The organism is Chitinophagales bacterium, assembly GCA_016787225.1.
Classification (GTDB): Bacteria; Bacteroidota; Bacteroidia; order Chitinophagales; family JADJOU01; genus CHPMRC01.
Genome location: JAEUUY010000011.1, coordinates 194,098 through 217,230, shown reverse-complemented (window position 1 = coordinate 217,230; position 23,133 = coordinate 194,098). Strand labels below are relative to the sequence as shown.

22 protein-coding genes are annotated in these 23,133 nt (G+C 35.7%); 17 read left to right on the top strand and 5 right to left on the bottom strand.

Features of this window, described 5'->3' with window-relative positions:
- Position 1 precedes the first annotated feature (1 nt).
- Genes JNL75_04105 through JNL75_04095 form a run of 3 tightly spaced genes read left to right on the top strand, consistent with a single transcriptional unit; the run spans position 2 to position 2,910 of the window.
- Positions 2-1,027 carry an SPASM domain-containing protein gene (locus JNL75_04105; protein MBL7788999.1) on the top strand — a complete coding sequence of 342 codons (1,026 nt, stop codon included), beginning with the start codon at positions 2-4 and terminating at the stop codon, positions 1,025-1,027.
- A gap of 43 nt (positions 1,028-1,070) precedes the next feature.
- Entirely contained in the window at positions 1,071-1,856 is a 786-nt protein-coding gene (locus JNL75_04100) for a Fic family protein (GenBank protein MBL7788998.1), read from the top strand.
- Positions 1,857-1,860: 4 nt separating this feature from the next.
- Positions 1,861-2,910 carry a hypothetical protein gene (locus tag JNL75_04095; GenBank protein MBL7788997.1) on the top strand — a complete coding sequence of 350 codons (1,050 nt, stop codon included), beginning with the start codon at positions 1,861-1,863 and terminating at the stop codon, positions 2,908-2,910.
- A 46-nt stretch (positions 2,911-2,956) separates the two neighbouring features.
- Here JNL75_04095 and JNL75_04090 read toward each other — a convergent pair whose 3' ends face one another.
- Both JNL75_04090 and JNL75_04085 read right to left on the bottom strand, forming a co-directional pair.
- Positions 2,957-5,389: a bifunctional UDP-N-acetylmuramoyl-tripeptide:D-alanyl-D-alanine ligase/alanine racemase gene (locus JNL75_04090; protein ID MBL7788996.1), complete on the bottom strand. Its 2,433-nt coding sequence runs from the start codon at positions 5,387-5,389 to the stop codon at positions 2,957-2,959.
- 199 nt (positions 5,390-5,588) lie between these two features.
- Entirely contained in the window at positions 5,589-6,059 is a 471-nt protein-coding gene (locus tag JNL75_04085) for a 23S rRNA (pseudouridine(1915)-N(3))-methyltransferase RlmH (GenBank protein ID MBL7788995.1), read from the bottom strand.
- Between the two features lie 71 nt (positions 6,060-6,130).
- On the opposite strand from JNL75_04085, the gene JNL75_04080 reads away from it, so the two are divergent.
- The 3 genes from JNL75_04080 to JNL75_04070 all read left to right on the top strand — a co-directional run bounded on the left by JNL75_04080 (position 6,131) and on the right by JNL75_04070 (position 12,021).
- Positions 6,131-6,496, top strand: coding sequence for a hypothetical protein (locus JNL75_04080; protein ID MBL7788994.1), 366 nt, complete (start codon positions 6,131-6,133; stop codon positions 6,494-6,496).
- A gap of 82 nt (positions 6,497-6,578) precedes the next feature.
- The gene (locus JNL75_04075; GenBank protein ID MBL7788993.1) at positions 6,579-10,895 is read left to right on the top strand and encodes a CusA/CzcA family heavy metal efflux RND transporter; all 4,317 of its coding nucleotides are present in this window, start codon (positions 6,579-6,581) and stop codon (positions 10,893-10,895) included.
- A 1-nt stretch (position 10,896) separates the two neighbouring features.
- Complete coding sequence (locus JNL75_04070) at positions 10,897-12,021, top strand: efflux RND transporter periplasmic adaptor subunit (protein MBL7788992.1); 1,125 nt, start codon at positions 10,897-10,899, stop codon at positions 12,019-12,021.
- Here JNL75_04070 and JNL75_04065 read toward each other — a convergent pair whose 3' ends face one another.
- From JNL75_04065 to JNL75_04055, 3 genes are all read right to left on the bottom strand, one after another.
- Positions 12,022-12,459, bottom strand: coding sequence for a hypothetical protein (locus tag JNL75_04065; GenBank protein ID MBL7788991.1), 438 nt, complete (start codon positions 12,457-12,459; stop codon positions 12,022-12,024). It lies immediately after the preceding gene.
- Between the two features lie 3 nt (positions 12,460-12,462).
- Entirely contained in the window at positions 12,463-13,116 is a 654-nt protein-coding gene (locus JNL75_04060) for a hypothetical protein (protein ID MBL7788990.1), read from the bottom strand.
- A 121-nt stretch (positions 13,117-13,237) separates the two neighbouring features.
- Positions 13,238-14,425, bottom strand: a complete 1,188-nt coding sequence (locus JNL75_04055; GenBank protein MBL7788989.1) for a patatin-like phospholipase family protein — start codon at positions 14,423-14,425, stop codon at positions 13,238-13,240.
- A 144-nt stretch (positions 14,426-14,569) separates the two neighbouring features.
- On the opposite strand from JNL75_04055, the gene JNL75_04050 reads away from it, so the two are divergent.
- From JNL75_04050 to JNL75_04000, 11 genes are all read left to right on the top strand, one after another.
- Positions 14,570-16,837 carry an aconitate hydratase gene (locus tag JNL75_04050; GenBank protein MBL7788988.1) on the top strand — a complete coding sequence of 756 codons (2,268 nt, stop codon included), beginning with the start codon at positions 14,570-14,572 and terminating at the stop codon, positions 16,835-16,837.
- A 106-nt stretch (positions 16,838-16,943) separates the two neighbouring features.
- A complete protein-coding gene (locus JNL75_04045) occupies positions 16,944-17,471 on the top strand; it encodes an outer membrane beta-barrel protein (GenBank protein MBL7788987.1) in 528 nt (175 codons plus the stop codon).
- Between the two features lie 6 nt (positions 17,472-17,477).
- Positions 17,478-18,128: an alpha/beta hydrolase gene (locus tag JNL75_04040; protein ID MBL7788986.1), complete on the top strand. Its 651-nt coding sequence runs from the start codon at positions 17,478-17,480 to the stop codon at positions 18,126-18,128.
- 53 nt (positions 18,129-18,181) lie between these two features.
- Positions 18,182-18,838 carry a hypothetical protein gene (locus JNL75_04035; protein ID MBL7788985.1) on the top strand — a complete coding sequence of 219 codons (657 nt, stop codon included), beginning with the start codon at positions 18,182-18,184 and terminating at the stop codon, positions 18,836-18,838.
- 10 nt (positions 18,839-18,848) lie between these two features.
- On the top strand, positions 18,849-19,658 hold the full coding sequence (locus JNL75_04030; GenBank protein MBL7788984.1) for a 2,3,4,5-tetrahydropyridine-2,6-dicarboxylate N-succinyltransferase: 810 nt from the start codon (positions 18,849-18,851) through the stop codon (positions 19,656-19,658).
- Between the two features lie 77 nt (positions 19,659-19,735).
- Positions 19,736-20,449, top strand: coding sequence for a class I SAM-dependent methyltransferase (locus tag JNL75_04025; protein MBL7788983.1), 714 nt, complete (start codon positions 19,736-19,738; stop codon positions 20,447-20,449).
- A gap of 3 nt (positions 20,450-20,452) precedes the next feature.
- Entirely contained in the window at positions 20,453-21,100 is a 648-nt protein-coding gene (locus JNL75_04020) for a hypothetical protein (GenBank protein MBL7788982.1), read from the top strand.
- Positions 21,101-21,883, top strand: coding sequence for a peroxide stress protein YaaA (gene yaaA / locus JNL75_04015; GenBank protein MBL7788981.1), 783 nt, complete (start codon positions 21,101-21,103; stop codon positions 21,881-21,883).
- Between the two features lie 54 nt (positions 21,884-21,937).
- A complete protein-coding gene (locus JNL75_04010; GenBank protein ID MBL7788980.1) occupies positions 21,938-22,402 on the top strand; it encodes a hypothetical protein in 465 nt (154 codons plus the stop codon).
- A gap of 23 nt (positions 22,403-22,425) precedes the next feature.
- A complete protein-coding gene (locus JNL75_04005; protein ID MBL7788979.1) occupies positions 22,426-22,863 on the top strand; it encodes a barstar family protein in 438 nt (145 codons plus the stop codon).
- 7 nt (positions 22,864-22,870) lie between these two features.
- Positions 22,871-23,128: an RDD family protein gene (locus tag JNL75_04000; GenBank protein MBL7788978.1), complete on the top strand. Its 258-nt coding sequence runs from the start codon at positions 22,871-22,873 to the stop codon at positions 23,126-23,128.
- Positions 23,129-23,133: the final 5 nt, after the last annotated feature.

The window sequence follows — 23,133 nt, the reverse complement described above, 5'->3', positions numbered from 1 at the left end:
TTTGGTATCATTCAATGAAACAATTCGTTTTATTCGAGTCCTTAGCTTTCGAAAGTTAGCTAATTTTTTTCTCTGCTATTTTTCTTATTATCTTTCTTTAATTCTCAAAAAACCTATTGTACTGCATCGACCATTTACTCTGAGTTTCGAACCGACTACAAAATGCAATCTTTCCTGCCCTGAGTGTCCAAGTGGTCTGAAAAGTTTTACTCGTGAGACGGGAAACGCAGTCTTACAAGATTTTGAAACTGTAGTTCAAAAAGTAAAAAATGATTTAATTTTTCTATATCTTTATTTTCAGGGAGAGCCTTTTATTCATAAAGATTTCACTGAGATGATACGCTTAGCAAAAAAACACAAACTCTATACAATTACGAGTACCAATGCACATTATTTAACTCCAGCTAAATGTGAAGAAACCATTCTTAGTGGACTAGATCGCATATTGATTTCTATTGATGGTACTACCCAGCAAGTCTATGAACAATACCGCAGGGACGGAAATCTTTCAAAAGTGATAGAAGGTACTAAAAATTTGGTAGCAGCAAGGAAGCGTTTAAATAAATCAAATCCAGAAATCGTATTTCAAATGCTGGTTGTGAAACCCAATGAACATCAAATAGAAGAAATTTATCAATTTGCTGATGAGCTGGGTGTAGATAAAGTCGTTTTGAAAACGGCTCAGATTTATGATTTTGAAAACGGAAGTGAATTAATACCGAGTATTGATAAATATTCTAGATATAAAAAGACGAGGGATGGAAAATGGGTGATTAAAAATAATCTAAAGAATCAATGCTGGAAACTTTGGCATTCTGCCGTTTCCACCTGGGATGGAAATCTCCTTCCCTGCTGTTTTGATAAAGATGCCAAGTATAAAATGGGCAATCTTTTAGAACAAGATTTAGATACCATCTGGCATAGCGCTCCTTATATAAGATTTAGAACTTCTATTCTAAAATCTCGCAAAGAAATCGATATCTGTAAAAATTGCAGCGAGGGAACTAAGGTGTGGGAAACGGTCTAAGTTTTCTGTAATCTCTATGAGTTAGTTATTAACTTTGTCTTCAATGAAAAAACTAACTGATATATATTTTGATTCGTATTCCTCGACCCTGAGTGTAGATCTAAGAAAGGAATTTAATGAGCTATCAGAAAGGGAATGGACGAGTAAAAATTTTACTTTTGCTACTGCTGTTTCGGTTATGTCTTCATCGAGGATCGAGGGAGAAACTTTAGAAGTAGATAGCTATGTTAAGCACAAAGTGTTGGATATAGAGTATCTGCCAAATCTAATAGAAAAGCCAAATGATTTATATAGCGCCTATGAATTCGCACGAGATCATCCATTGACAGCAAATAATTTTTTACAAGCACATACTATCGCTACAGAACATTTACTGCCAGCATCTCATAGGGGTGTGGTGCGAAAAGTCAATATGCTGGTGATAGAACAAAAAACAAATCGGGTGCAGTATGAAGCGGCAAATAGTTTTATAGTACACAGCGAATATGAATCGTTTTGGCAAGAACTTTCCGAACTTATAGAACAAGACTTGAGTATCGAAGAAGTTTTTTATTATGCATCATTAATTCATCTTGTTTTTGTAAAAATACATCCATTTAATGATGGAAATGGTAGAACCGCTCGACTATTAGAGAAATGGTTCTTAGCGACTAAACTCGGCAATAAGGCTTGGTTCATCGCCAGTGAAAACTACTATTATCAAAATTTAAGTGACTATTATGCTAACCTAGCGCGTGTTGGATTGTATTATGATGAATTGGATTATGAGAAGGGGTTGCCTTTTTTGTTGATGTTGTCGAAGTCTATTGCACAAATAAACAATAAATAAGATAATGAGCAAGGATATAGTTAAAATGAATTGGAATGAGCATATGCGTTTAAGACCAGGTATGTACAACGGCTCTACAAATTATTATGGATATAATAAAATGCTTGAATTTTTATTAGAGTTTCTATTTTGTAATTGTGCAAAGAATCCAATAATTGAGATATTCCTTTATCCTGAAAATAAACTCATTTTTAAGTTGAAGAAGGTAAATGTTGACAACATAGTTTCTTGCCTTCAGAATCTCCCTTCAATTAATGATGAATTAAAAGGAATGGGACTTTCATTAGTTATTGCATTGAGTTCAAAAGTTGAAATAAGAGTATCTAGTAAATTATCTGAGTTAGTTTTAACAGGAGTCGGGGGAAAATACGAAATTAAGAATAGACCACCAATTGGAGTTAAAGAAAATGTAGTATGTGTTGAGTTTGTAGCTGATAAGAATATTTTTAGTGATTTAAAAACTGACTTTGACAGCTTGAATAGATTTTTGAAAAACTTTGCATTTTTGAATCCAAATTGGCAAATAGTAAGCTATGATAGAATTACTTCCTATAGGCAAAAAATAGTGTTTAATTATCCTGAGGGTGTTCTTAATTTGTTTGAAAATGAATTAAATTATAACAGACTGAATACTCCTAGATTTTTGTTAAAAATTAAGGATAAAGTTGAAGATTATGATATTAAAATAGGACTAGCATTTACATGTGATATTAATCAAACATCGATAACATATGCAGGAAATGATCGAACTTATTTAAATGGCTCTCTTTATGATGGAGTGATTAATGGGTTTAAAAAAGTTATCAAAGAGACATCATCTAAGTTTGAAATAGAACTAAGTTCTAGTAGAAAACAGATCACGGATAATTTGTTTATAGTCGCTTCATTAAAAGGTAATGGATATAATTTTTATGGAGCAACACGAAGTAAATTATATCTGCCAATCATTGAGAAAAAGGTATCTAGATTAGTATATGAACGTTTAAGCAGTTATCTTGAAAATGATTTAGATGCATGGAAGTCATTCGTCCATAATTTTGAGGTTGTAAGGTGAAAATTATTGGTTAACTATAGAAAATATAATTAGCAGTGATTAACCCCTAATCCTCCCAATAAACCCTCTGTACTCGATTCGAAATGGAGGTGAGGATTTCATAGGAAATAGTATTCGCTTTGGCGGCTAGGTCAGCAGCGGAGATATGACTGCCGATGAGTTCTACCTCGTCTCCTTCTTCTATATTTTTACAGTCGGTAATATCTATCATCGTCATGTCCATACATATATTGCCTATAGTAGGTGCATACTGACCTTTGATATAAACCTGCGCTAATCCGTTTCCGAAATTTCTAAAATAACCATCCGCATACCCAATATTGAGTATAGCGATTTTGGTTTCACGACTTACCTTACCTTTTCTGGAATAACCTACTGTCTCGGTTGGTAGAACCGTTTTAATTTGTGCTATGCGAGAAATCAACGAGATTGTATTTTGCAGCTGATGTTGCACAGTCCCCGTACTATCAAATCCAAACAAACCTATCCCTAAACGTACCATACCCATCTGATGAGCATTGTGTTTTATAATACCTCCAGTATTCAGTGCGTGGCGAGAAAAAGTATAGCCGAGTTCTTTTTCAATTTGATTAGCTATAGATTGAAACTTACTTATTTGTTCAATTGTAAAATAATCAAATGTAGTATCATCGCTAGCTGCTAGGTGAGTCATAGCGTACTTGACCACAATTTGTCTATGTTCCTTTAGTAGCGATATTACTTCGGACAATTCTTCTGCTGTAACCCCCAGTCGGTGCATACCAGTTTCTATTTTTAAGTGAATAGAAATTGTTTTAGCATCTGATAGTTGATTCAATTCTTCAATCAATTTTTTCAATATCCCTAAACTATAAACCTCAGGTTCGAGTTGATAATCGATGAGTTTAGATAGCGCTCCTACTTCGGGATTTAAAACCATGATGGGTTTTTGAATGCCTATATTTCTGAGTTCAATAGCCTCATCGGTATAAGCTACCGCATAATAATCCACGCGCTCGTTTTCGAGTTGTCTAGCGAGTTCTATGCTGCCTAGTCCATAGCCTGAGGCTTTGAGCATGAGCATCACTTTCGTTTGTGGCTTTAAAAGACTAGTGAAAACTCGCAAATTATTTTTCAAAGCATTGAGATGTACTTTTAAATAGGTACTATGTGTTTTCTTGCGATACTGCTGCACTATTTTCTCTAATTGAAATTTGCGAGCTCCCTTGATGAGTAGCGTATGTTGCTTAAACTGCGAGGCGTCTTGATAGGTTAAAAATTCTTCTGTAGAGGTATAGAATGAAATTTTTTCAGCAGTCAGTTTTTTAAACGTATCTGCATGATCAAAATATGTCTGCCCAATCAAAGCAAGATAAGCAATATTTTTATCTTTGAGAATTTCATAAATTCGAAGATTAGCATTATCCAATGTCTGCTGTATTTCCGAGAGAATAATCGATTTTTTAGTTTGCGGTGTTTGTGCAAATAAATACTGAACCGCTATCAACAATGAATCCATATCGGCATTATAGGTATCATTAATAATAGTCATATCGTGAATACCTTCTATGAGTTCTAGTCGCATTTCTAGGTCAGAGAGTTTGGAAATTTTTGGTATCAGTGCATTTAAATCTTGCTTCAATACCAAAACTGTCAACGAACAATGAACTAAATTCTCAATGTAAGAGTTCTCCAATCGTTTTAATGGAATTTTGTATTGACAGCCCTCAAATTCTAAAATTAATATTTTTAGTGCGCTGTTTACATTTACCTTAACCTGCGCATTGTCCTCTTCTGACCAACTCACTATTTTCAAATCTTTGTTCTGTGAAGTTAATTCATCAAAAGCTTGAGGATAGCTTATTAATAAGTCATGAGGAAGGATTAAAATCTTGGATTTGACAAATAGCTTTAGTTTTTCTATAAGCTTATCTTCGACACTATTGAAATTAGCCTGATGAGCATCACCTATATTGGTTAATATACCTATTGTTGGAACTATCATTTTCTCAAGCTTCTCCATTTCCTTCGGCTTGGAAATACCTGCTTCGAATATGGCTAAATCATTTTTCTCACTTAGATTCCATACCGAAAGTGGTACGCCAATTTGGGAGTTATAACTCTTAGGGCTTTTACAAATAGAAAAATTGGTTGTTAGAATCTGCGACAACCATTCTTTGACTATCGTTTTACCATTAGAGCCAGTGATGCCTATAACAGGAAGCGCGTATTCTCTTCTTTTAAATTCAACTATAGTTTGCCAAGCGGTTAAGGGGTCGCGAACTAAATAGAAATTTGCTTTTAACTGTTCGCATTTGTCCCTATATTTTTCTTCTACGATAAAATGTCTTACACCTCTTTCGATGAGCTCTGGTATAAAATCAATCCCATTTGATTTAGTTCCATCCAAGGCAACAAACAAAGTAGTATCGGGGAAGACAATATTTCTACTATCGATATCTATGCGCTCTATGACCTGCACAGGAATATTTCCTGCCATACTTAGGTTTAAAATATTTGCTAGCTCGTGATTGCTGGTCTGCATATTTGAGATACAAATTTAGACAATTACTACGAACCTTAGCTGATTATTCATTAGCATTCACGAATAGAGAATAAATAATTTCACCGCAAAGGCGCAAAGGATGCAAAGCCTTTTTAAATCATCTCATCGTCATATTTTCACATTATAAAATCAATTACTCATGATGATAAGGCAAATGGTGCAAAATAGCAAAGCCTCGATATAGCTGTTCAAGGAAAATCAAACGTATCATTTGATGAGAAAAAGTCATTGTTGCAAGTGAAATTTTTTCATTAGCTCTTTTATAGATGGAATCATCAAATCCAAACGAGCCTCCAATGATGAAAACGATGCGCTTTATTCCACTCAGTTGTTTCTTATTGATAAATTCTGAAAAGTCATAACTGGACTTGAATGACTTGCCCCGCTCATCTAGCAGAATGACAAAGTCTGTTTCTTCGATATTGTTTAGCAGCAATTCAGCATCTATTTTTTTAGAAATATCAGCCAGTTCACTTTTCTTTTTCGGTACTAATTCCTGCCATTCAAAATCACAAAAATGTTTGATTTTAGTATGAAAAAAAGTGATGCCTTCTTTTATAAAATCAGGATTAGATTTGCCGATGGTGAGGACTTTGATTTTCATTTAAGAAATTTTCTCAAAGATATTTCGAATATTGACTATGAATTCTAAAAAATGTATAACTTTGTCATTAGATGAAGTTTCTAATTAGTTTCATTTTATTTATTTATGTTTTTGCTTCAACACCCTTTTTGGAATTGGTTAAGTTACCGCAGCTATACACACACTATATAGATCATAAAAAAGAGAACCAGCAAATGACCTTCACAGAGTTTCTATATCTTCACTATGGGGATGAAGCTCATGCAGAAGATCACAATAGTTTACCTTTCAAATCTTGTAATTATATCTATTTTCTTATTCTCGAAATGCCAGCAAATGTTATTATCGTGAAATGTCATGAGATTCAGAAAAAGATTGATACTCCACTGAGATATATTTACGAATCACTGTACATTTTCCAGTATCTAAATACCATTTGGCAGCCTCCTAGGTTATAACATTTTTTGTTTTTAATATTTTTTCATGACTCAAATCTTATGGGTCATGAAGATGCTTAACTAAAAAATTCAAATTGAAAAAATGTTGTATAAAATTATTAATTTTTCTGTTCAAAATAAACTCATCATTGCATTGATGACAATAGGTTTGGTGATTTTTGGATTTTACGAAATGACCAAACTACCTATCGACGCAGTACCTGATATAACCAATAATCAAGTACAGATTATTACCCAAGCACCTTCGCATGGGGCACTCGATATTGAAAGACTTGTCACTTTTCCTATAGAACAAAGCTGCGCTAATATTGATGGAATCAAGGAAATGCGAAGTTTCTCTCGTTTTGGCTTATCCTTAGTTACAATAGTATTTGAAGATAATATTGATGTATATTGGGCACGACAGCAAGTGTCGGAACGTTTGATGAATGCTAAGGGCGTCATTCCTTCTTATATAGGAGTACCTGAATTGGGACCGATAACCACTGGATTAGGGGAAATATATCAATACGTCGTGCGACCTCAAAAAGGATATGAAACAAAATATACCATCACCGATTTACGTTCGGTTCAAGATTGGATAATCCGTCGTCAATTACTGAATGTAAAAGGGGTAGCTGAGGTGAGTAGTTTTGGTGGCAAACTAAAACAATATCAGATAAGCATAGTTCCAGAAAAGTTAACTGCTCTCAATCTCTCGATAGAAGAGGTGTATAAAGCTTTGGAAAATAACAATCAAAATACTGGAGGGGGTTATATAGAGAAAGGCCCCAATGTCATATTTATTCGAACAGAGGGCTTATTGAAAAATCTAGATGATATAAAAAAAGTAGCCATCACTCGCAAAGACGGCAGTCAAATCATGATGCATGATATCGCAGAGATTACCATAGGTTATGCAACACGATATGGAGCTATGTGCTATAACGACCATGGAGAGGTGGCAGGAGCTATCGTCATGATGCTCAAAGGAGCGAATAGCAGTGATGTGATAGAGAGAATAAAGGAGAAAGTAACTCAGATACAGAAAACCTTGCCAGATGGATTGGTTATAGAACCCTTTCTTGATAGAACAAAAATGGTCAATAATGCCATTCATACTGTTCAGACTAACTTGATAGAAGGTGCACTTATAGTATTATTTATACTCGTAATTTTTTTAGGAAATTATAGAGCAGGTCTGGTAGTGGCCTCCGTAATACCTTTATCTCTCCTATTCGCCTTTATCATGATGAATTTATTTGGAGTTAGTGGCAATTTGATGAGTCTCGGAGCCCTTGATTTTGGACTCATAGTAGATGGTGCCGTCATTATTGTCGAAGCAGTACTGCACAAACTTTCCCATTATGTTCCCTCTAATTCTTCAAGAAAGGAATACGTAAACAATACTGTAGTTGCATCTAGTCATAGAATGATGAAGGCAGCCATTTTTGGACAATTAATAATACTTATGGTTTACCTGCCTATCTTTTCATTAGAAGGTATAGAAGGAAAAATGTTCAAACCTATGGCGCAGACTGTAGTATTCGCATTACTAGGTGCATTTATATTGTCACTCACTTATGTACCAGCCATGAGTGCATGGATATTGAAAAAAGAAATTAAACCATTCGCGTTTTCAGAAAAATGGATGACAGAGTTAGAGAATAAATACGAGCAAGCGTTAAAAAACTCTTTTATACATAGCAGAAAGATAATTATTTCTGTCCTTGTTCTCTTTCTCATATCTATTGCTATACTAATGCAACTAGGGGGTGAATTTATTCCGACATTGGAAGAGGGCGACTTTGCTGTGGATACGCGTGTACTGACAGGTAGCAATCTTTCTACAACTATCGAATATACTCAAAAAGCTGCTGGAGTGCTAAAAGAAAAATTTCCCGAAGTGGAAAAAGTTGTTACAAAAATAGGAAGTGGAGAAGTTCCTACAGACCCCATGCCAATGGAAGCGAGTGACATGATGGTCATTTTAAAAGATAAAAGTGAATGGACATCCGCTAAAACTTTTGATGAATTAGCAGAAAAGATGGGCAATGCCTTGCATGATATACCCGGTATCTCATATGGTTTTCAATATCCTGTACAAATGCGATTCAATGAACTGATGACTGGGGCTAGACAAGACGTGGTTCTCAAAATTTATGGAGAAAATTTGGATAGTTTGGCTACTCATGCCAATATTTTGGGCAAATTGGCCGCGCCAATAGAAGGAGTTGAGAGCATATATGTCGAGCCGATTGCGGGTATGCCACAACTGGTTATAAACTATGACCGACTACAGTTGGCTTATTTTGGAATAGATATTCATGATGCGAATCAACTTTTAAATGCAGCGTTGGCAGGTAAAAGTACAGGTATGGTCTATGAGGATGAGAAAAGATTTGATCTGGTGGTAAGACTTCACGAAGATAATCGTACTATAGAGCATATTGAAAATCTACTATTGCCCACGAGCCAAGGTGGACGTGTACCTTTGAGACAAGTCGCAGACGTTAAACTGATCAATGGCCCCAATCAAATACAACGAGAAGATGCCAAACGAAGAATTGTAGTGGGTTTTAATGTTCGTAATCGCGATGTGCAGTCTGTGGTATCTGATTTGAAAACAAGTGTAGAAAAGAATTTAAAACTGCCTACAGGCTACTATATACACTATGGTGGTGCTTTTGAAAACTTGGAGAATGCAACCAATCGTTTAATCATTGTAGTGCCGATTGCCCTTTTGATGATATTTGTTATGTTATATTTCGCATTCCATCAAATACGTTTGGCTTTATTAATCTACTCTGCCATTCCGCTATCAGCTATTGGAGGCATTTTGTTTTTAGCACTGCGCGGCATGCCCTTTAGTATCAGTGCTGGTATTGGTTTTATTGCGCTATTTGGCGTAGCTGTTCTCAATGGCATAGTATTAATTTCAGAATATAACAGAATCAAACTGGAAGGAGAAAATGATATTTTGAAAATCGTATTGACAGGTTCAAAATTGAGATTGAGGCCAGTTCTTATGACCGCATTGGTGGCATCGTTAGGTTTTTTTCCTATGGCTTTTAGTCATGGTTCGGGAGCAGAGGTGCAGCGACCTTTGGCTACAGTGGTTATTGGTGGATTGCTTTTAGCTACTTTTCTCACACTTTTTGTATTACCCATTATTTACACTATGATAGAATCTAGATACATGAATAGATCTACAGCTGTTATTTTAATTTTCATAGTGTGGAGCTCAGCAGGAAATGCTCAGTCTCAAATAAAGTTAGAGGCCGCATTGGATACAGCTGCGGTACGTAGCACTATCATACAGAATGCTGATATAAGAATAAGGATGCGCCAAGAATTGATAAAATCAGCAGCTTTAATTCCGAAAACCCAAATTCAGCTTGATTATGGTCAACTAAACTCTAATTATTTAGATAATAAAATTTCTATATCACAGACTCTCCCTTTCCCTACTTCTGCAGGCCGCCATAGACAGTTGAAATCTTCGGACTATCAATTAGCAATATTGGACAAGGAAATCTCATTGATCGAATTAAAAAGAGAAATAGCCTATCATTATACACAATATCTTGTATTCAGAAAGAAGGAAGTATTGTGGCAACAATTAGATAGTGTATTAAGCCAGTTTGTAGATAAAATGGTATTGAAATACCAAAAAGGCGATGCTAATCTGCTCGAAAGAACAGCAGCATTGCAGCAGCGCAATTTAGCTCGTATGGAACTAGATAAAGTGAGACAAGAACTCAAGGTGTCACTTTTGTTTTTCAACTATTTTCTTCAAGGAGGGCAAAACTTTGTGCCAGATGTAAACGATTCTGTTATTACACCAAATACTGCTAATGAGATCGAAAAGGAGCACCCATCATTTTTGTATCAGCGAGAATTAGTGTCCAATTCAAAATGGCAAACCAAAAGCCTACAAGCTCAGAAAATGCCTGATTTAGCTATAGGCTTATCTTCTGGAACTATTCAGGGCATAGGTGCTGATAATATCAGTTATTCTGGTTCCAATAGGTTTCATACAGCAACGATAGGTATTCAGATTCCTATATTTGTTCAAAACATTAATGCTCAAATCAAATCTTCTAAACTCCATCAACGATATGTAGAGAATGAACAGGAGCTTAAAAGGAAGCAATTAGAAACAGAATATTTACAATTAAAATCCCGTTGGGAATCTCAGACAGGTATTGTGCGTAAATATCAAGATATAGAACTCGAGAACGCCAATATTATTATAAACTTAGCTAGCAGACAACTTTTAGCCGGAGAAATCAACTATCTCAATTGGTCACTTCTAGCACAGCAATCCATTCAGTTAAAATTAAACTACCTTGAAGCACTCGCACTGTGGTACGAGACCAGTATTCGACTTAAATTCTTCACCCCTGAAACCAAATAAAATGCAAACTTTAAAATATTTAATCGCTCTTTTACTGATAATTAATATAGGTTGTAAGAATAATGTCCAAGATGAACAACCCATCATTCAATCAGACCCATTTTTACTACAACTAGATGCTTCTCAAGAAAGAAATGCCAAGATAAGTACTGGCAAATTATTGTCAAATACCCAAGCACAAACCATACGTGCATATGGAAAGACATTTTTCCCATCTGAAAGCGTCATTACAGTAACTTCTCCATTTGGAGGAGCTATTCGTTCCATTCATGTTATTCAAGGGCAATACGTTTCCCAAGGTCAAGTAGTCGCAAGTATAGAGGATGCACGTTTTGTAGATCTGCAGCAGGATTATTTATTGACCAAATCCAAGCTCAAATTAACTCAACTAGATTATGAGCGGCAACGCGAACTTAATCAAGCTAAAGCGAGCAGTGATAAAGTATATCAAGTAGCAGAGAATGAATATCGAACACAGCAGATTTTATTAAAATCGCTCTCTGAAAAATTAATGCTTTTGGGAATAAATCCTCACAATCTGAATGAAAAAAACATTACAAGAACCATTGCTATACGAGCAACATCATCAGGATATATCACTAATGTTTATGCTAATAAAGGTCGCTATATTCTACCTTCCGAAAGTCTTGTAGATATTTTAAATCAATCTAAACCTTGTCTCAAATTAAAAATTTATGATAAAGATGTTTCGAATGTACGTATTGGTATGAAAGTAATTGCCTTTTCCTCCAATGATACTTCAGTGAAATATCCATGTCAAGTATTGAGTATCCTTCCACAAATGCAGCAAGATGGAAGCACCGAGGTGCTCTGTAGCTTTATTCACTTGAATAAAACCTTGCCTCAAAATCTTAATTTAATAGCGGATATCGAAGTGTCCAGCAATGCCACTAATAGTTTGCCAGAGTCTGCTGTAGTAGATTTTGAGGGGAAGAAATTCGTGTTCGAAAAACTAGAACAAGGAAAATATAAAATGATTCCAATTCAAATCGGAAACTCACAACATCAACAGGTAGAAATAGTAAATCACAATGAGTTAAATGGAAAGAACATCGTAATGAATGGAGCTTATATTTTGCTTATGGCACTGAAGAATAAGGAGTAACTAGCAGTCTAACGTTTTATTTTTTTCTATTATGTAGAAGATAAACAAGTATATAATGAATTGTGAAATAAAATTGGCAACCAAAACAGCAATAAAGCTACCTCCATAAATAAATAGTATTGAAAATATGAGAAATATTGTATTTATAAAAGCTGCTTTTATAAATGATTTATATTTCAGTATATTCAATTCCTGAGTTTCTACTTTTTCCCTCGAGAATACAATCAATGCAAAACCAATCAAGTAGAGTGCCATAATGATTTCATCGGAGACATTCGTATGAAAAGTTTTAAATAACTTGTGTTCCATAAAGTAGGCGGATATTGCAAAAACCGGAAGATTCAACTGAAAGTCAAATTTCATAAAAACGATGGTAAGGGCTAGAGCCACTGCTACGAGAATGACCCCAACCCACTTCCAATGATAACTTAATGGCATAGATTAATTTGTAGAACTACTATAAATCGGGAAGGTTGCTGAGGTGCCATCATCAAAGCTGATTTTTACTCCTACTAGTCCAAATTTATGATTGGCTATGTAGGTGAAGTTTTTAACGCCTCCGGTATTGACGAAAGTATTCGCATTGGCTTCCACTTGTATTGTCTTAATCATTAGTAAACCATAGGGATAGTCATCGGTAGTACTCTTCTTGATGACCTTTCGAGTTTTACCTGTAGAACCTACTGAATACTCATCGCCTACATTTGAATTATAATTCACGATAACACCTTCTCCACCCCCTGTGATTAATTTGATTCCATTTTTTGTTTGTTGAAATTTAAAATCATTAAAGCTAACTTTATTTCCACTTACGGTGATGCCAGGGTAAGTGGCCATCATATTTCGTATAAGGGCATTGGTCACAGTAAGGCTTCCTGTGTAAGAAGAAATGCCATCCTTGTAGCTTGTTACAGTTGCATCAAAACCACTAACTCCTGAAATAGTCGATGAACTAGATGAGACTGTTTCGCCTACCTGAGCCATAGGCGAAGGATCTCCTTCTACACCAGAACCGCTGTTGTTTGAATCTTTACTGCATGAATTTGTTAATAGAAGTAAGCTTGTACCTAATGCGAATAAAATTGTTTTTTTCATTTTTAAAAATTTAGAGGTTATATACAAGAATAACATTACTCCTAGATAGCGGGTTCTAGAATAGCATAGGTTCTGTGATGGTTGTCACATTCATAAGAATTAGTTATAAAATAGATGTCGACTACTCTTCTATGCTAAACTTCAACTTGCCTTTTGGTATAGTTGTTGGGGGTAGGCTCATTGTTTGAATGGGCTGGGAATGCTTGTCAGAATTTAATTTTCTATTCGTGGAATGATATCCGTATGCTAAAAGAAACTTCATGAGGTCCTTATCAAAACCAAGCTCATTTTTATAAAGCATAGCCAGACGTCTATTCATAGAATAGATGTTAATGACGATATCTCGGTCGAGTCCTTCTGAAAAATCATCTCGTATGATAGATTCCAAATTAGCTTTAAGCATACCTAGTTCGATATTGGAAGATAACGTAGATTGGCCATAAGTGTTTAATATCCGCATAAGTCCACCGGATATAAAGTTTTTTTTGATATTAAAATCTTTAGGTTCAATAATATTCACAGAGTTATTCAAAACGACATCAATCGTATCTACTTTGTGTTTTACTGCGTATTCAATCGCTTGCCTTATCGGCAAAACTTCTATAAGTCCCCCATCAGCAAAATGTCTTTTTCGTTTTTCATCGTAGTAGTAAGTCATAAATACGGGTTGATTGGCAGAGGCCCACATATAGTTAATAAATTCATCATAATCCTTATTTGTATTTTTTATCATCTCAAATTTAGCTTCCTCCATATTCGTAACTCCTACACCAATTTCAAAGTCATAAAGTTTGCATATAGATTGCAATTTATTATATTCTTCCTTTGTAAATTGACTTTGAATCAAGTTTCTTAGATTATAAGATTCTCCCAAGGTTGGTTTACCCAAAATTAAACGCCATAGAGCGTTTAATGGCTTAATATCTGTTTTCATCGTAAATAGTTTTATATTGGTTAAACTATCTATTGCTTGCGTACCATCAATTAATACAGGTTCTTTTTTTACCTTAAATGGATTGCAATTGAAAATACTTTTTTGGGTTACATTGGTATAATTAAATTCCAATTTATCAATGTTTTGAAGCAAAATCATCGGTGCCATTAGGCTACCAGTGCTAGTTCCATAGACAGCTTTATAGCCTTGATGTCTCTCCAATAGTGCCTTGCAGACTCCTACACCCCATGCTCCTCGGGCACCACCACCACTGATGACCAAAACTCTATTATGGGGTGGTTTAAATGAATTAGCCTGTGATTGTAGACTATTCAAAACACTAAGACAGAGTATGACTAAGAAATATCGTTTCATTAAAATATTGTTTAAGTTGACCAAAGATATGCAATTCACATATTCTATCAGTTTCTTAATTTTCCCTAAACTCTGAACCTCTATAGTCAAACTATTGTTATATTTGCGAATCCTATAATTTTAAAACCATTTAATTTATTTCCAATGGCATTCGATATCGATATGATCAAGAAGGTTTACGAAAACATACCTTCAAAACTCCAAAAAGCAAGAGCAGTAGTCAATAGACCATTGACTTTATCTGAAAAAATTCTTTTCTCGCATTTACATGCAGACCAAAAAATTGAAGATTTTCAGCGAGGAGGCTCTTATGTCGATTTCGCACCAGATAGAGTAGCTATGCAGGATGCTACCGCTCAAATGGCACTGCTACAGTTTATGACCAGTGGTCGCAGCAAGGTAGCTGTACCGAGTACAGTACATTGTGATCACTTGATACAGGCAAAAGTGGGCTCTGCTGTAGACTTGGAATTTGCCAACAAAGAAAGTAAAGAAGTTTTTGATTTCTTAGCCTCAGTATCTAATAAATATGGTATCGGTTTCTGGAAGCCGGGTGCAGGAATTATCCACCAAATCGTTTTAGAAAACTATGCTTTCCCAGGTGGTATGATGATAGGTACGGATTCACACACCGTAAATGCAGGCGGTCTAGGTATGGTGGCTATCGGCGTAGGTGGAGCAGATGCTGTCGATGTAATGGCAGGTCTTCCTTGGGAGCTGAAATGGCCAAAGTTGATAGGAATTAAATTGACTGGAAAGTTGAATGGCTGGTGTAGCGCGAAGGATGTGATATTAAAAGTGGCAGGTATCCTAACGGTAAAAGGTGGTACTGGAGCTATTGTAGAATACTTCGGTGAAGGAGTAGAAAATATGTCATGCACAGGCAAAGGTACTATAGCCAATATGGGAGCTGAAATAGGCGCTACTACTTCTACCTTTGGATATGATGAAAGTATGGATAGATACTTACGAGCTACAGGCAGAGCAGACGTCGCTGATTTGGCAAACGGCATTAAAGAACATTTGACCGCTGATGCTGAGTGCTATGCCGATCCTAAAAAATACTTTGACGAAGTATATGAAATAGATTTGAATACGCTAGAGCCATATATCAATGGACCTTTCAGCCCAGATCTCGCTACACCAATCTCTAAAATGAAAGAAGCAGCTGCTGCAAATGGCTGGCCTACCAAGGTAGAGGTGGGATTGATAGGAAGCTGTACGAATTCATCGTATGAAGATATCTCAAGAGCAGTTTCCCTAGCCAAACAAGTGTCAGATAAAAATCTTAAAGCCAAAGCAGAATATACTATCACTCCTGGTTCAGAGCAGATACGCTATACTATTGAGCGCGATGGCTTCTTGGAAATCTTTGATAATATTGGTGCGAAAGTATTTTCTAATGCATGTGGTCCATGTATTGGTATGTGGAGTCGAATGGGTGCAGAGAAAAAAGAAAAAAATACCATTATACATTCATTTAATAGAAACTTCGCAGCTCGTCAGGATGGCAATCCGAATACTTATGCCTTTGTGGGTTCGCCAGAAATCGTTACGGCATTAGCTATAGCGGGCGATTTAACCTTCAATCCATTGACAGATAGCTTGACCAATGAGAAAGGTGAGCAAGTAAAACTAGACCCGCCAGTAGGCGATGAATTGCCAACAAAAGGCTTTGCAGTAGAGGATGCTGGCTATGTAGCTCCGCTAGAAGATGGTAGCAAAGTAGATGTCGTAGTGGAGCCAACATCGAGCAGACTACAGTTACTTTCACCTTTTGAGAAATGGGGTGGAGAGAATTTTTCTGATATGTTTCTTCTCATCAAAGCCAAAGGCAAATGTACGACAGACCATATCTCTATGGCAGGACCTTGGTTGAAATTCAGAGGTCATTTGGACAATATTTCCAATAATATGCTGATAGGTGCTATCAATTTCTATAATGAAACGGCGAATAAGGTAAAAAATCAATTGACAGGTGAGTATGACGAAGTGCCAAAAGTTCAGCGTGCCTACAAAGCTGCCAATATAGGTTCTATCGTAGTAGGCGATGAAAATTATGGTGAAGGTTCATCGAGAGAACATGCGGCTATGGAGCCTCGTCATTTGGGTGTAAAAGCAGTGCTTGTAAAATCCTTTGCTCGTATCCATGAAACCAATTTGAAAAAGCAAGGTATGCTAGCCTTAACCTTTGCAGATAAGTCGGACTATGATAAGATTCAAGAAGATGATAAAATCACGATTTCAGATTTGACATCTTTCACTCCAGGTAAACCTTTGACCCTCGTATTCAAGCACAAAGACGGTTCAGAATCTACTATCCTAGCGAATCATACCTACAATGCTCAGCAAATCGAGTGGTTCAAAGAAGGTGGCGCGCTGAATATTATTCGGAAGCAGTTTGCGGGGTAGAAAGCCACGAATGCACGAATTTATAAAACCTGCTAATGAAATTTTTGGCAGGTTTTTTTGTTTCATTTCTAGCTATTCCCTTAACTTTACCCATCATTTAACTTTTATGAAGAAAATATTTATAGTTGTTTTTTCTTTAGTTGCTTTGTCATTGAGTGCGCAGTATAGCGTAAAAAATAGATTTCAAACGACACTGGGTGTGGGAATCACTAATTACGGACTCCCTTTTCACCTTGGGTTTGAATATGGTCTGTTTCGTGATATTTCTTTAGGGTTTGATTTTAATTATAGGTATTCTAAGGAAACTTTCGACCAGTATAGAATTTTCGGTGGACATGCTAAATTAAATTATCATTTCAACCATTTGCTAAATATTTATGATGAGCGCTGGGATTTATATGCAGGGGCATATTATAATTATTGGTTAGTGACAAATAGTATCAAGAAAATTGAGGCAGATAGCGCGAATATGGGTTACGGATTACAAATCGGTATGCATTATTTTTTCAGCCAACGCTTTGCTATTAATACAGAAATTTCTGGAGGTAGACTAAATACAGATCACTATCTTAGAAATGAGAGTAAGACTTTAGGTGCTTTTAAAATAGGTTTGACCTATCGATTCGGAAGATAAGATGTTGTGAAGATTTATGCCATTTCTGGTTTAGGGGCAAATGAAAAGGTATTTGAAAAGCTAAAAATACCACCTAATTTTGAATGGATGTATATTCCTTGGCTTATCCCAGCAAGAGATGAAGAAGTGAGCAGCTATGCCTTTAGAATGGCTCATACAATAGATGATTCCAAGGAATTCATTTTATTAGGGTTGTCTTTTGGCGGTATAATTGCTCAAGAAATAGCAAAAATTAAGCGGCCGAGAAAGTTGATACTTATAAGTACTATTAAGGCTAATAGTGAAAAGCCATTTTGGATTCAGATAAATAGAGTTATTCCCTTGTATAAAATCTTCCCTTATATCTTATTGAATAAAGGTCCCCTAGTGGGCTGGTTTTCTATGGTGAGGCAATGCTTGAACCCAGACCGACCAAATCTAGCTAGACTATATTCCATGAGAGATGAGTGTTATACTCGTTGGGCATTTAAACAAGTGGTGTATTGGGATAGCAAAGAAAATTTAGAATGTGAGGTTTATCATATTCATGGAACTGGTGATTTTATTTTTCCTATTTGGAATATAAAGAATGCGATCAAAATTAAAGGGGGAGGTCACTTAGCCGTTTATGAAAAAGCAGAGTTGGTTTCTAAGGAGTTAATTGGCATTTTGAAATAATTAGTTGATTTTTTAAATCTCGCTATATTTGATTATTAAAATAAAAATAAAATATGAAAAAATTGTTAAGTGGTTTGGTGTTTATAGGGATATTATTGGTGGCGTCTTGTTATAAGCCTGACGTTCCTGGATCATATAATTCATTAGGGAATGCCAATGCTGTAGGTTCTAACCCTACGAATCCTTCGACTTGCACCTATGCACCATATCGGCTGGGTTCAAAAATGACTCAAAAAGACTCTAATGGAGCTGTGAGAAATTATGAAGTCATTAAGGATACCACAATTGGTACTGAAAAGTATTTTATGTTTTTAAATAAATCTAATAATAATTTCGAAAGTTATATTGGTGTGGATACTGCAGGTAACGTGTGGCAGTATACACCAGCCGTTAATCTTGGTGGAGTATCGATACCAGCGACTAAACTAATTTATCTAAAACCAAAAGAACCAGTGAATGCAACTTGGTCAACAACGTTATCCAATGGCTCTACCTATGAATTTAAAATAGTTCAGAAAGGTATTTCACAAACGATTAATGGAACTAATTATACCAATGGAATTAAAGTTAATTTAAAGTTAAGCACAACGATTGCAGGATCCACCATAACCACATCGGACGCAGATTATCTTTATTTTTGTGGTTTTGGGTATTATTCCTTAACTCAAGGAGGAGTGGAAGTAAGCAAAGTAACAAGTTTTACATATTAATAAATTTTCAATGAGTTCATATCAATCCAAAATCGAGGCTATCTGGAATGATAGATCTTTATTAGCAGTAGATAAACAAGTAGTTTTTGAAGTTGTTGAAAAAGTAGATAAAGGAGAACTGCGGGTTGCGGAAAAAATCAATGGATTATGGCAGGTGAATGATTGGGTCAAGAAGGCAATACTGCTCTACTTTCCTAGTCGTGATATGGAAACTTTTGAAGTAGGCCCTATGGAATTTTATGATAAAATACCATTGAAAAAAAACTATGCCGAACGCGGAGTTCGCGTTGTGCCGCATGCAGTGGCGCGCTATGGCAGCTTTATACAGAAAGGTGTGGTCTTGATGCCATCTTATGTCAATATCGGAGCTTATGTCGATGAGGGCACTATGGTCGATACCTGGGCTACCGTAGGCAGTTGCGCGCAAATAGGCAAGCATGTACATTTGAGTGGTGGTGTAGGAATAGGCGGTGTTTTAGAGCCACCTCAGGCTGCCCCTGTTATCATCGAAGATGGTGCTTTTATCGGGAGTAGATGTATCGTCGTAGAAGGTGTAAGAGTAGAAGAAGAAGCAGTATTAGGTGCCAATGTGGTGCTAACAGCTTCGACTAAAATTATTGATGTATCTGGTAAAGAACCTATTGAGTATAAAGGTGTAGTGCCTGCTAGAAGTGTAGTCATACCAGGTAGTTTACCTAAGCAATTTAATGCAGGAACCTATCACGTGCCTTGCGCATTGATTATAGGTAAGCGAACTGAATCGACCGATAAAAAGACATCTCTTAATCAAGCATTGAGAGATTTTGATGTGGCGGTTTAAATGAATCTTATTGTTACTAAGAGTCTAGTCGAGACATGACAATAAATGTCGATAATACAAAAAGGTTTTTAAACCGCGTGGAAGATTATATAAAATATCGCCCACATTATCCAAGTGAAATTATTGAAGTACTCCATCGCGTGATTGATTTGAATCCAACTAAAATCATAGCTGATATAGGTTCAGGTACTGGTATCTCTTCGGAAATGTTTCTAAAAAATGGAAATTTCGTTTATGGCATCGAGCCCAATAAAGAAATGCGAGAGGCTCAAGAATTGTTGTTGAGCAACTATAATAAATCCGAAAGTATAGAAGGAACAGCAGAGAATACCAATTTACAAAGTAGCAGTGTCGATATTATTGTTTGTGCACAGTCATTTCATTGGTTTGATAAAGATTTATTTAAAAAAGAAATTCAAAGAATTTTAAAACCGACGGGGAATGTGGTGTTGATTTGGAATTCGAGAAGTACGAATACCCCGTTTTCAAATGAATATGAAGAGACTTTGAAAAATAATATCCCTGCTTATCAAAATTCAAATCACAGAGAAATCAAGGATGATGATATTGTTGATTTTTTTTCTCCGCGAACTATGAAAACATATGAGTTAAAAAATTATCAGGAATTTAATTTAGATGGATTGAAAGGTCGGCTGATGTCTTCTTCTTATTGTCCAAAGCAAGGTGGAGAGTATGAGAAATTGATGGAAGCTATCAATCAATTATTTCAAAATTATCAGTCCAATGGTATCGTAACTTTTGAATATGATACGCAAATGTATTGGGTCTAATTTATGCAGCAGCTAGTAAATTCCATTTTAACTTCAAAGGCTAAGATTATCTCCATTGATGGTGTAGATGCTGCAGGGAAAACAACTTTTGCTTATCAGCTTTCAAATGAGCTTAAAAAAATCAATAAAAAGGCAATGGTTATTTCCATAGATCATTTTCATCAACCTAAGGAAATTCGATATCAAAAAGGAGTCGACTCGCCACATGGTTTCTATTTAGACTCCTACGATTACAATACATTCATAAATCGCTGTGTCATGCCATTTCGCTATGGTGATAAGAAAATTTTAACGCAGTCGTTTAATCTTCAAAAGAACATACAAGAAGAAGTGTATTGTGAACTAGATAATGATACAATTATGCTTGTCGAAGGTATTTTTCTTCATCGTGATGAACTATTTGAATTATGGGATTATTCCATTTATCTAGATGTAAAAATTGAAACATCGTGGGCAAGAAATCTAAAACGCTCTTTAGAATCTAATCCGAATTTAGATATAGAAAACTATAAAAGCCGTTTTCACAAAAGGTATAGAGCGGGTCAGGAATTTTATTTTGAGAAATGTAGACCTAAACTAAGAGCCAGTATGGTAATAAATAACAACAATAATTTACTTATTCAAAATTCAGAATTTAAAATTAATATTTAGATGCTACTCGTCCTCTCTCCCGCTAAATCACTAGAATTGTCAAAGCCTATTGATTGCACTATAGTTACACAGCCGCTATTTGAAACTGAAAAAAAGCCGGTAGTAGATATGCTGAAGAAAATGAAATTGAAGGCTATAGCCGATACATTTTCTCTAAGTGAAAAACTGGCAATGCTTAATTATGAACGCTATCAGGCACTTGGCACGAAAGAAAATATCAAAAATTCTCGTCAGGCTATTTTTACTTTCGATGGAGAGGTCTATCTTGGTTTTGATGCCTATAGCCTAGATAAAAAGAAATTCGCTTATACACAAGAGAATGTTCGTATATTATCTGGACTCTATGGCGTGTTGCGTCCATTTGATCTTATGGAGCCCTATCGTCTCGAAATGGGCTCGAAAGTCAGTATCGGTAAGTCGAAAAATCTCTATGCTTTCTGGTCAGAGCGAGTCACTCAATGTATCAATGAAGATTTGAAACCTTCTACACATTTGTTAAATTTGGCTTCACAAGAATACTTCAAAGTAATAAATCAGAGATCATTGATAAAGCCAGTCTTGAATTTTGATTTTTTAGAACTAGATAAGGGACTCTATAAAAATATCTCCTTTTTCTCAAAAAAGGCAAGAGGACTGATGGCGCGCTATGTCGTAGATAACAAAGTCAATAAAATAGCCTTATTAAAAGAATTTGATATCGAAAGGTATCAATTCAATATGGACTTAAGCACTGAAGACAAACTGGTTTTCACCCGTAAATTTCAACCTATCGGCAAAAAGTAAAAAAAAATAAATTAAAAAAAATTTAGTTCTTATTTTTGTTATACGAATATAAAAATGCAATCGTTTAGCTGGAAATTTTGGGGGGCTATTCTTGTCTCTTTTCTTTTGGGTTGGGGTTTGAGCTATATCACCCATACCAAGTCAATCAAAATAGAAGATAAGCGTGTCTTTGAAAATACTGCACAATCCTCACAAGGTTTTAGTACAGCATCAAAGCATGAGTCTAGCCAGACTGGTGCTAATAAATCAGAGGTGCCAGCCTATGTGCTAGAGACGCTCGAGTATATACTAGAGCACAACGAAGCGCCTAGTGGCTATGTAGGAGGTAGAACATTTCAAAATAGAGAACGACTACTGCCCCAAACCAGTAATTCTGGTCAAAAATATACCTATAGAGAATGGGATGTTCATCCTAAGGTTCAAGGACAAAATCGCGGAGCAGAAAGGCTAGTGACCTCCAATGAGCAGGATGCCTACTATACTTCAGACCACTATCGATCATTTCAAAAAATCAAATAACACCCCAACAATTTCTATTTTCGATGACTCAAGATGTACTTTTTTTCATTTACTCTGACGAAAAGAATTTACCAGCGACCTCTTCTTCTTCGTTGCATATAGAGCTAGATGGCGGGCAGTTTCCTACTATAAATAAGCTATATGTTAAGCTCAATAAGGAACTGCTTTTTGGAGGCGACTTTGGGAATAACCTTGATGCTCTTTTTGATTCAATGACCGATTTGAGTTGGTTGAAAGAAAAGAAGTTTCGGTTGATTTTTAAAAATTCTGAATTTCTTCTTAAGGACGAAGATGATGATACCATCTTTGATTTTTTGAATACCTTAAACGACATTGGAATCTCTATCAATGATGAACCTATGTTTTCAGAGCAGAGTAGAAGTATGAAATTTTATTTCGATAGCAATTCTAGAATAGAACAATTGCTGGATGATGCTTATTTGATTTGGGAAACTATATAATAAAAGTATGATTCAAAATTCAAGACGGAGAGAGCGAATTATTGCTGCTTTAATTGATGGACTGGTCCTAATACCTATTATGTTGCCTTTTGTGGGTTTAATCCATTTTGGTTTAAAGTTTCATTTTGTTTCAAATACAGCCAGCTTAGTCATCGGCTTTCTTTATTATGTTTTTTATGTTTATAGCAACCAGACAACCATCGGAAAGAAAAATCAACGATTGATGATCCACAGTCATGATGGATCTAGAATATCCTACCAGTAATGTCT

Coding starts and splice junctions, on each gene's coding strand:
- JNL75_04100 (MBL7788998.1), top strand. CDS start 1,071: ATGAAAAAACTAACTGATATATATTTTGATTCGTATTCCTCGACCCTG.
- JNL75_04095 (MBL7788997.1), top strand. CDS start 1,861: ATGAGCAAGGATATAGTTAAAATGAATTGGAATGAGCATATGCGTTTA.
- JNL75_04090 (MBL7788996.1), bottom strand. CDS start 5,389: ATGGCAGGAAATATTCCTGTGCAGGTCATAGAGCGCATAGATATCGAT.
- JNL75_04085 (MBL7788995.1), bottom strand. CDS start 6,059: ATGAAAATCAAAGTCCTCACCATCGGCAAATCTAATCCTGATTTTATA.
- JNL75_04080 (MBL7788994.1), top strand. CDS start 6,131: ATGAAGTTTCTAATTAGTTTCATTTTATTTATTTATGTTTTTGCTTCA.
- JNL75_04075 (MBL7788993.1), top strand. CDS start 6,579: ATGTTGTATAAAATTATTAATTTTTCTGTTCAAAATAAACTCATCATT.
- JNL75_04070 (MBL7788992.1), top strand. CDS start 10,897: ATGCAAACTTTAAAATATTTAATCGCTCTTTTACTGATAATTAATATA.
- JNL75_04065 (MBL7788991.1), bottom strand. CDS start 12,459: ATGCCATTAAGTTATCATTGGAAGTGGGTTGGGGTCATTCTCGTAGCA.
- JNL75_04060 (MBL7788990.1), bottom strand. CDS start 13,116: ATGAAAAAAACAATTTTATTCGCATTAGGTACAAGCTTACTTCTATTA.
- JNL75_04055 (MBL7788989.1), bottom strand. CDS start 14,425: ATGAAACGATATTTCTTAGTCATACTCTGTCTTAGTGTTTTGAATAGT.
- JNL75_04050 (MBL7788988.1), top strand. CDS start 14,570: ATGGCATTCGATATCGATATGATCAAGAAGGTTTACGAAAACATACCT.
- JNL75_04045 (MBL7788987.1), top strand. CDS start 16,944: ATGAAGAAAATATTTATAGTTGTTTTTTCTTTAGTTGCTTTGTCATTG.
- JNL75_04035 (MBL7788985.1), top strand. CDS start 18,182: ATGAAAAAATTGTTAAGTGGTTTGGTGTTTATAGGGATATTATTGGTG.
- JNL75_04030 (MBL7788984.1), top strand. CDS start 18,849: ATGAGTTCATATCAATCCAAAATCGAGGCTATCTGGAATGATAGATCT.
- JNL75_04020 (MBL7788982.1), top strand. CDS start 20,453: ATGCAGCAGCTAGTAAATTCCATTTTAACTTCAAAGGCTAAGATTATC.
- yaaA (MBL7788981.1), top strand. CDS start 21,101: ATGCTACTCGTCCTCTCTCCCGCTAAATCACTAGAATTGTCAAAGCCT.
- JNL75_04010 (MBL7788980.1), top strand. CDS start 21,938: ATGCAATCGTTTAGCTGGAAATTTTGGGGGGCTATTCTTGTCTCTTTT.
- JNL75_04005 (MBL7788979.1), top strand. CDS start 22,426: ATGACTCAAGATGTACTTTTTTTCATTTACTCTGACGAAAAGAATTTA.
- JNL75_04000 (MBL7788978.1), top strand. CDS start 22,871: ATGATTCAAAATTCAAGACGGAGAGAGCGAATTATTGCTGCTTTAATT.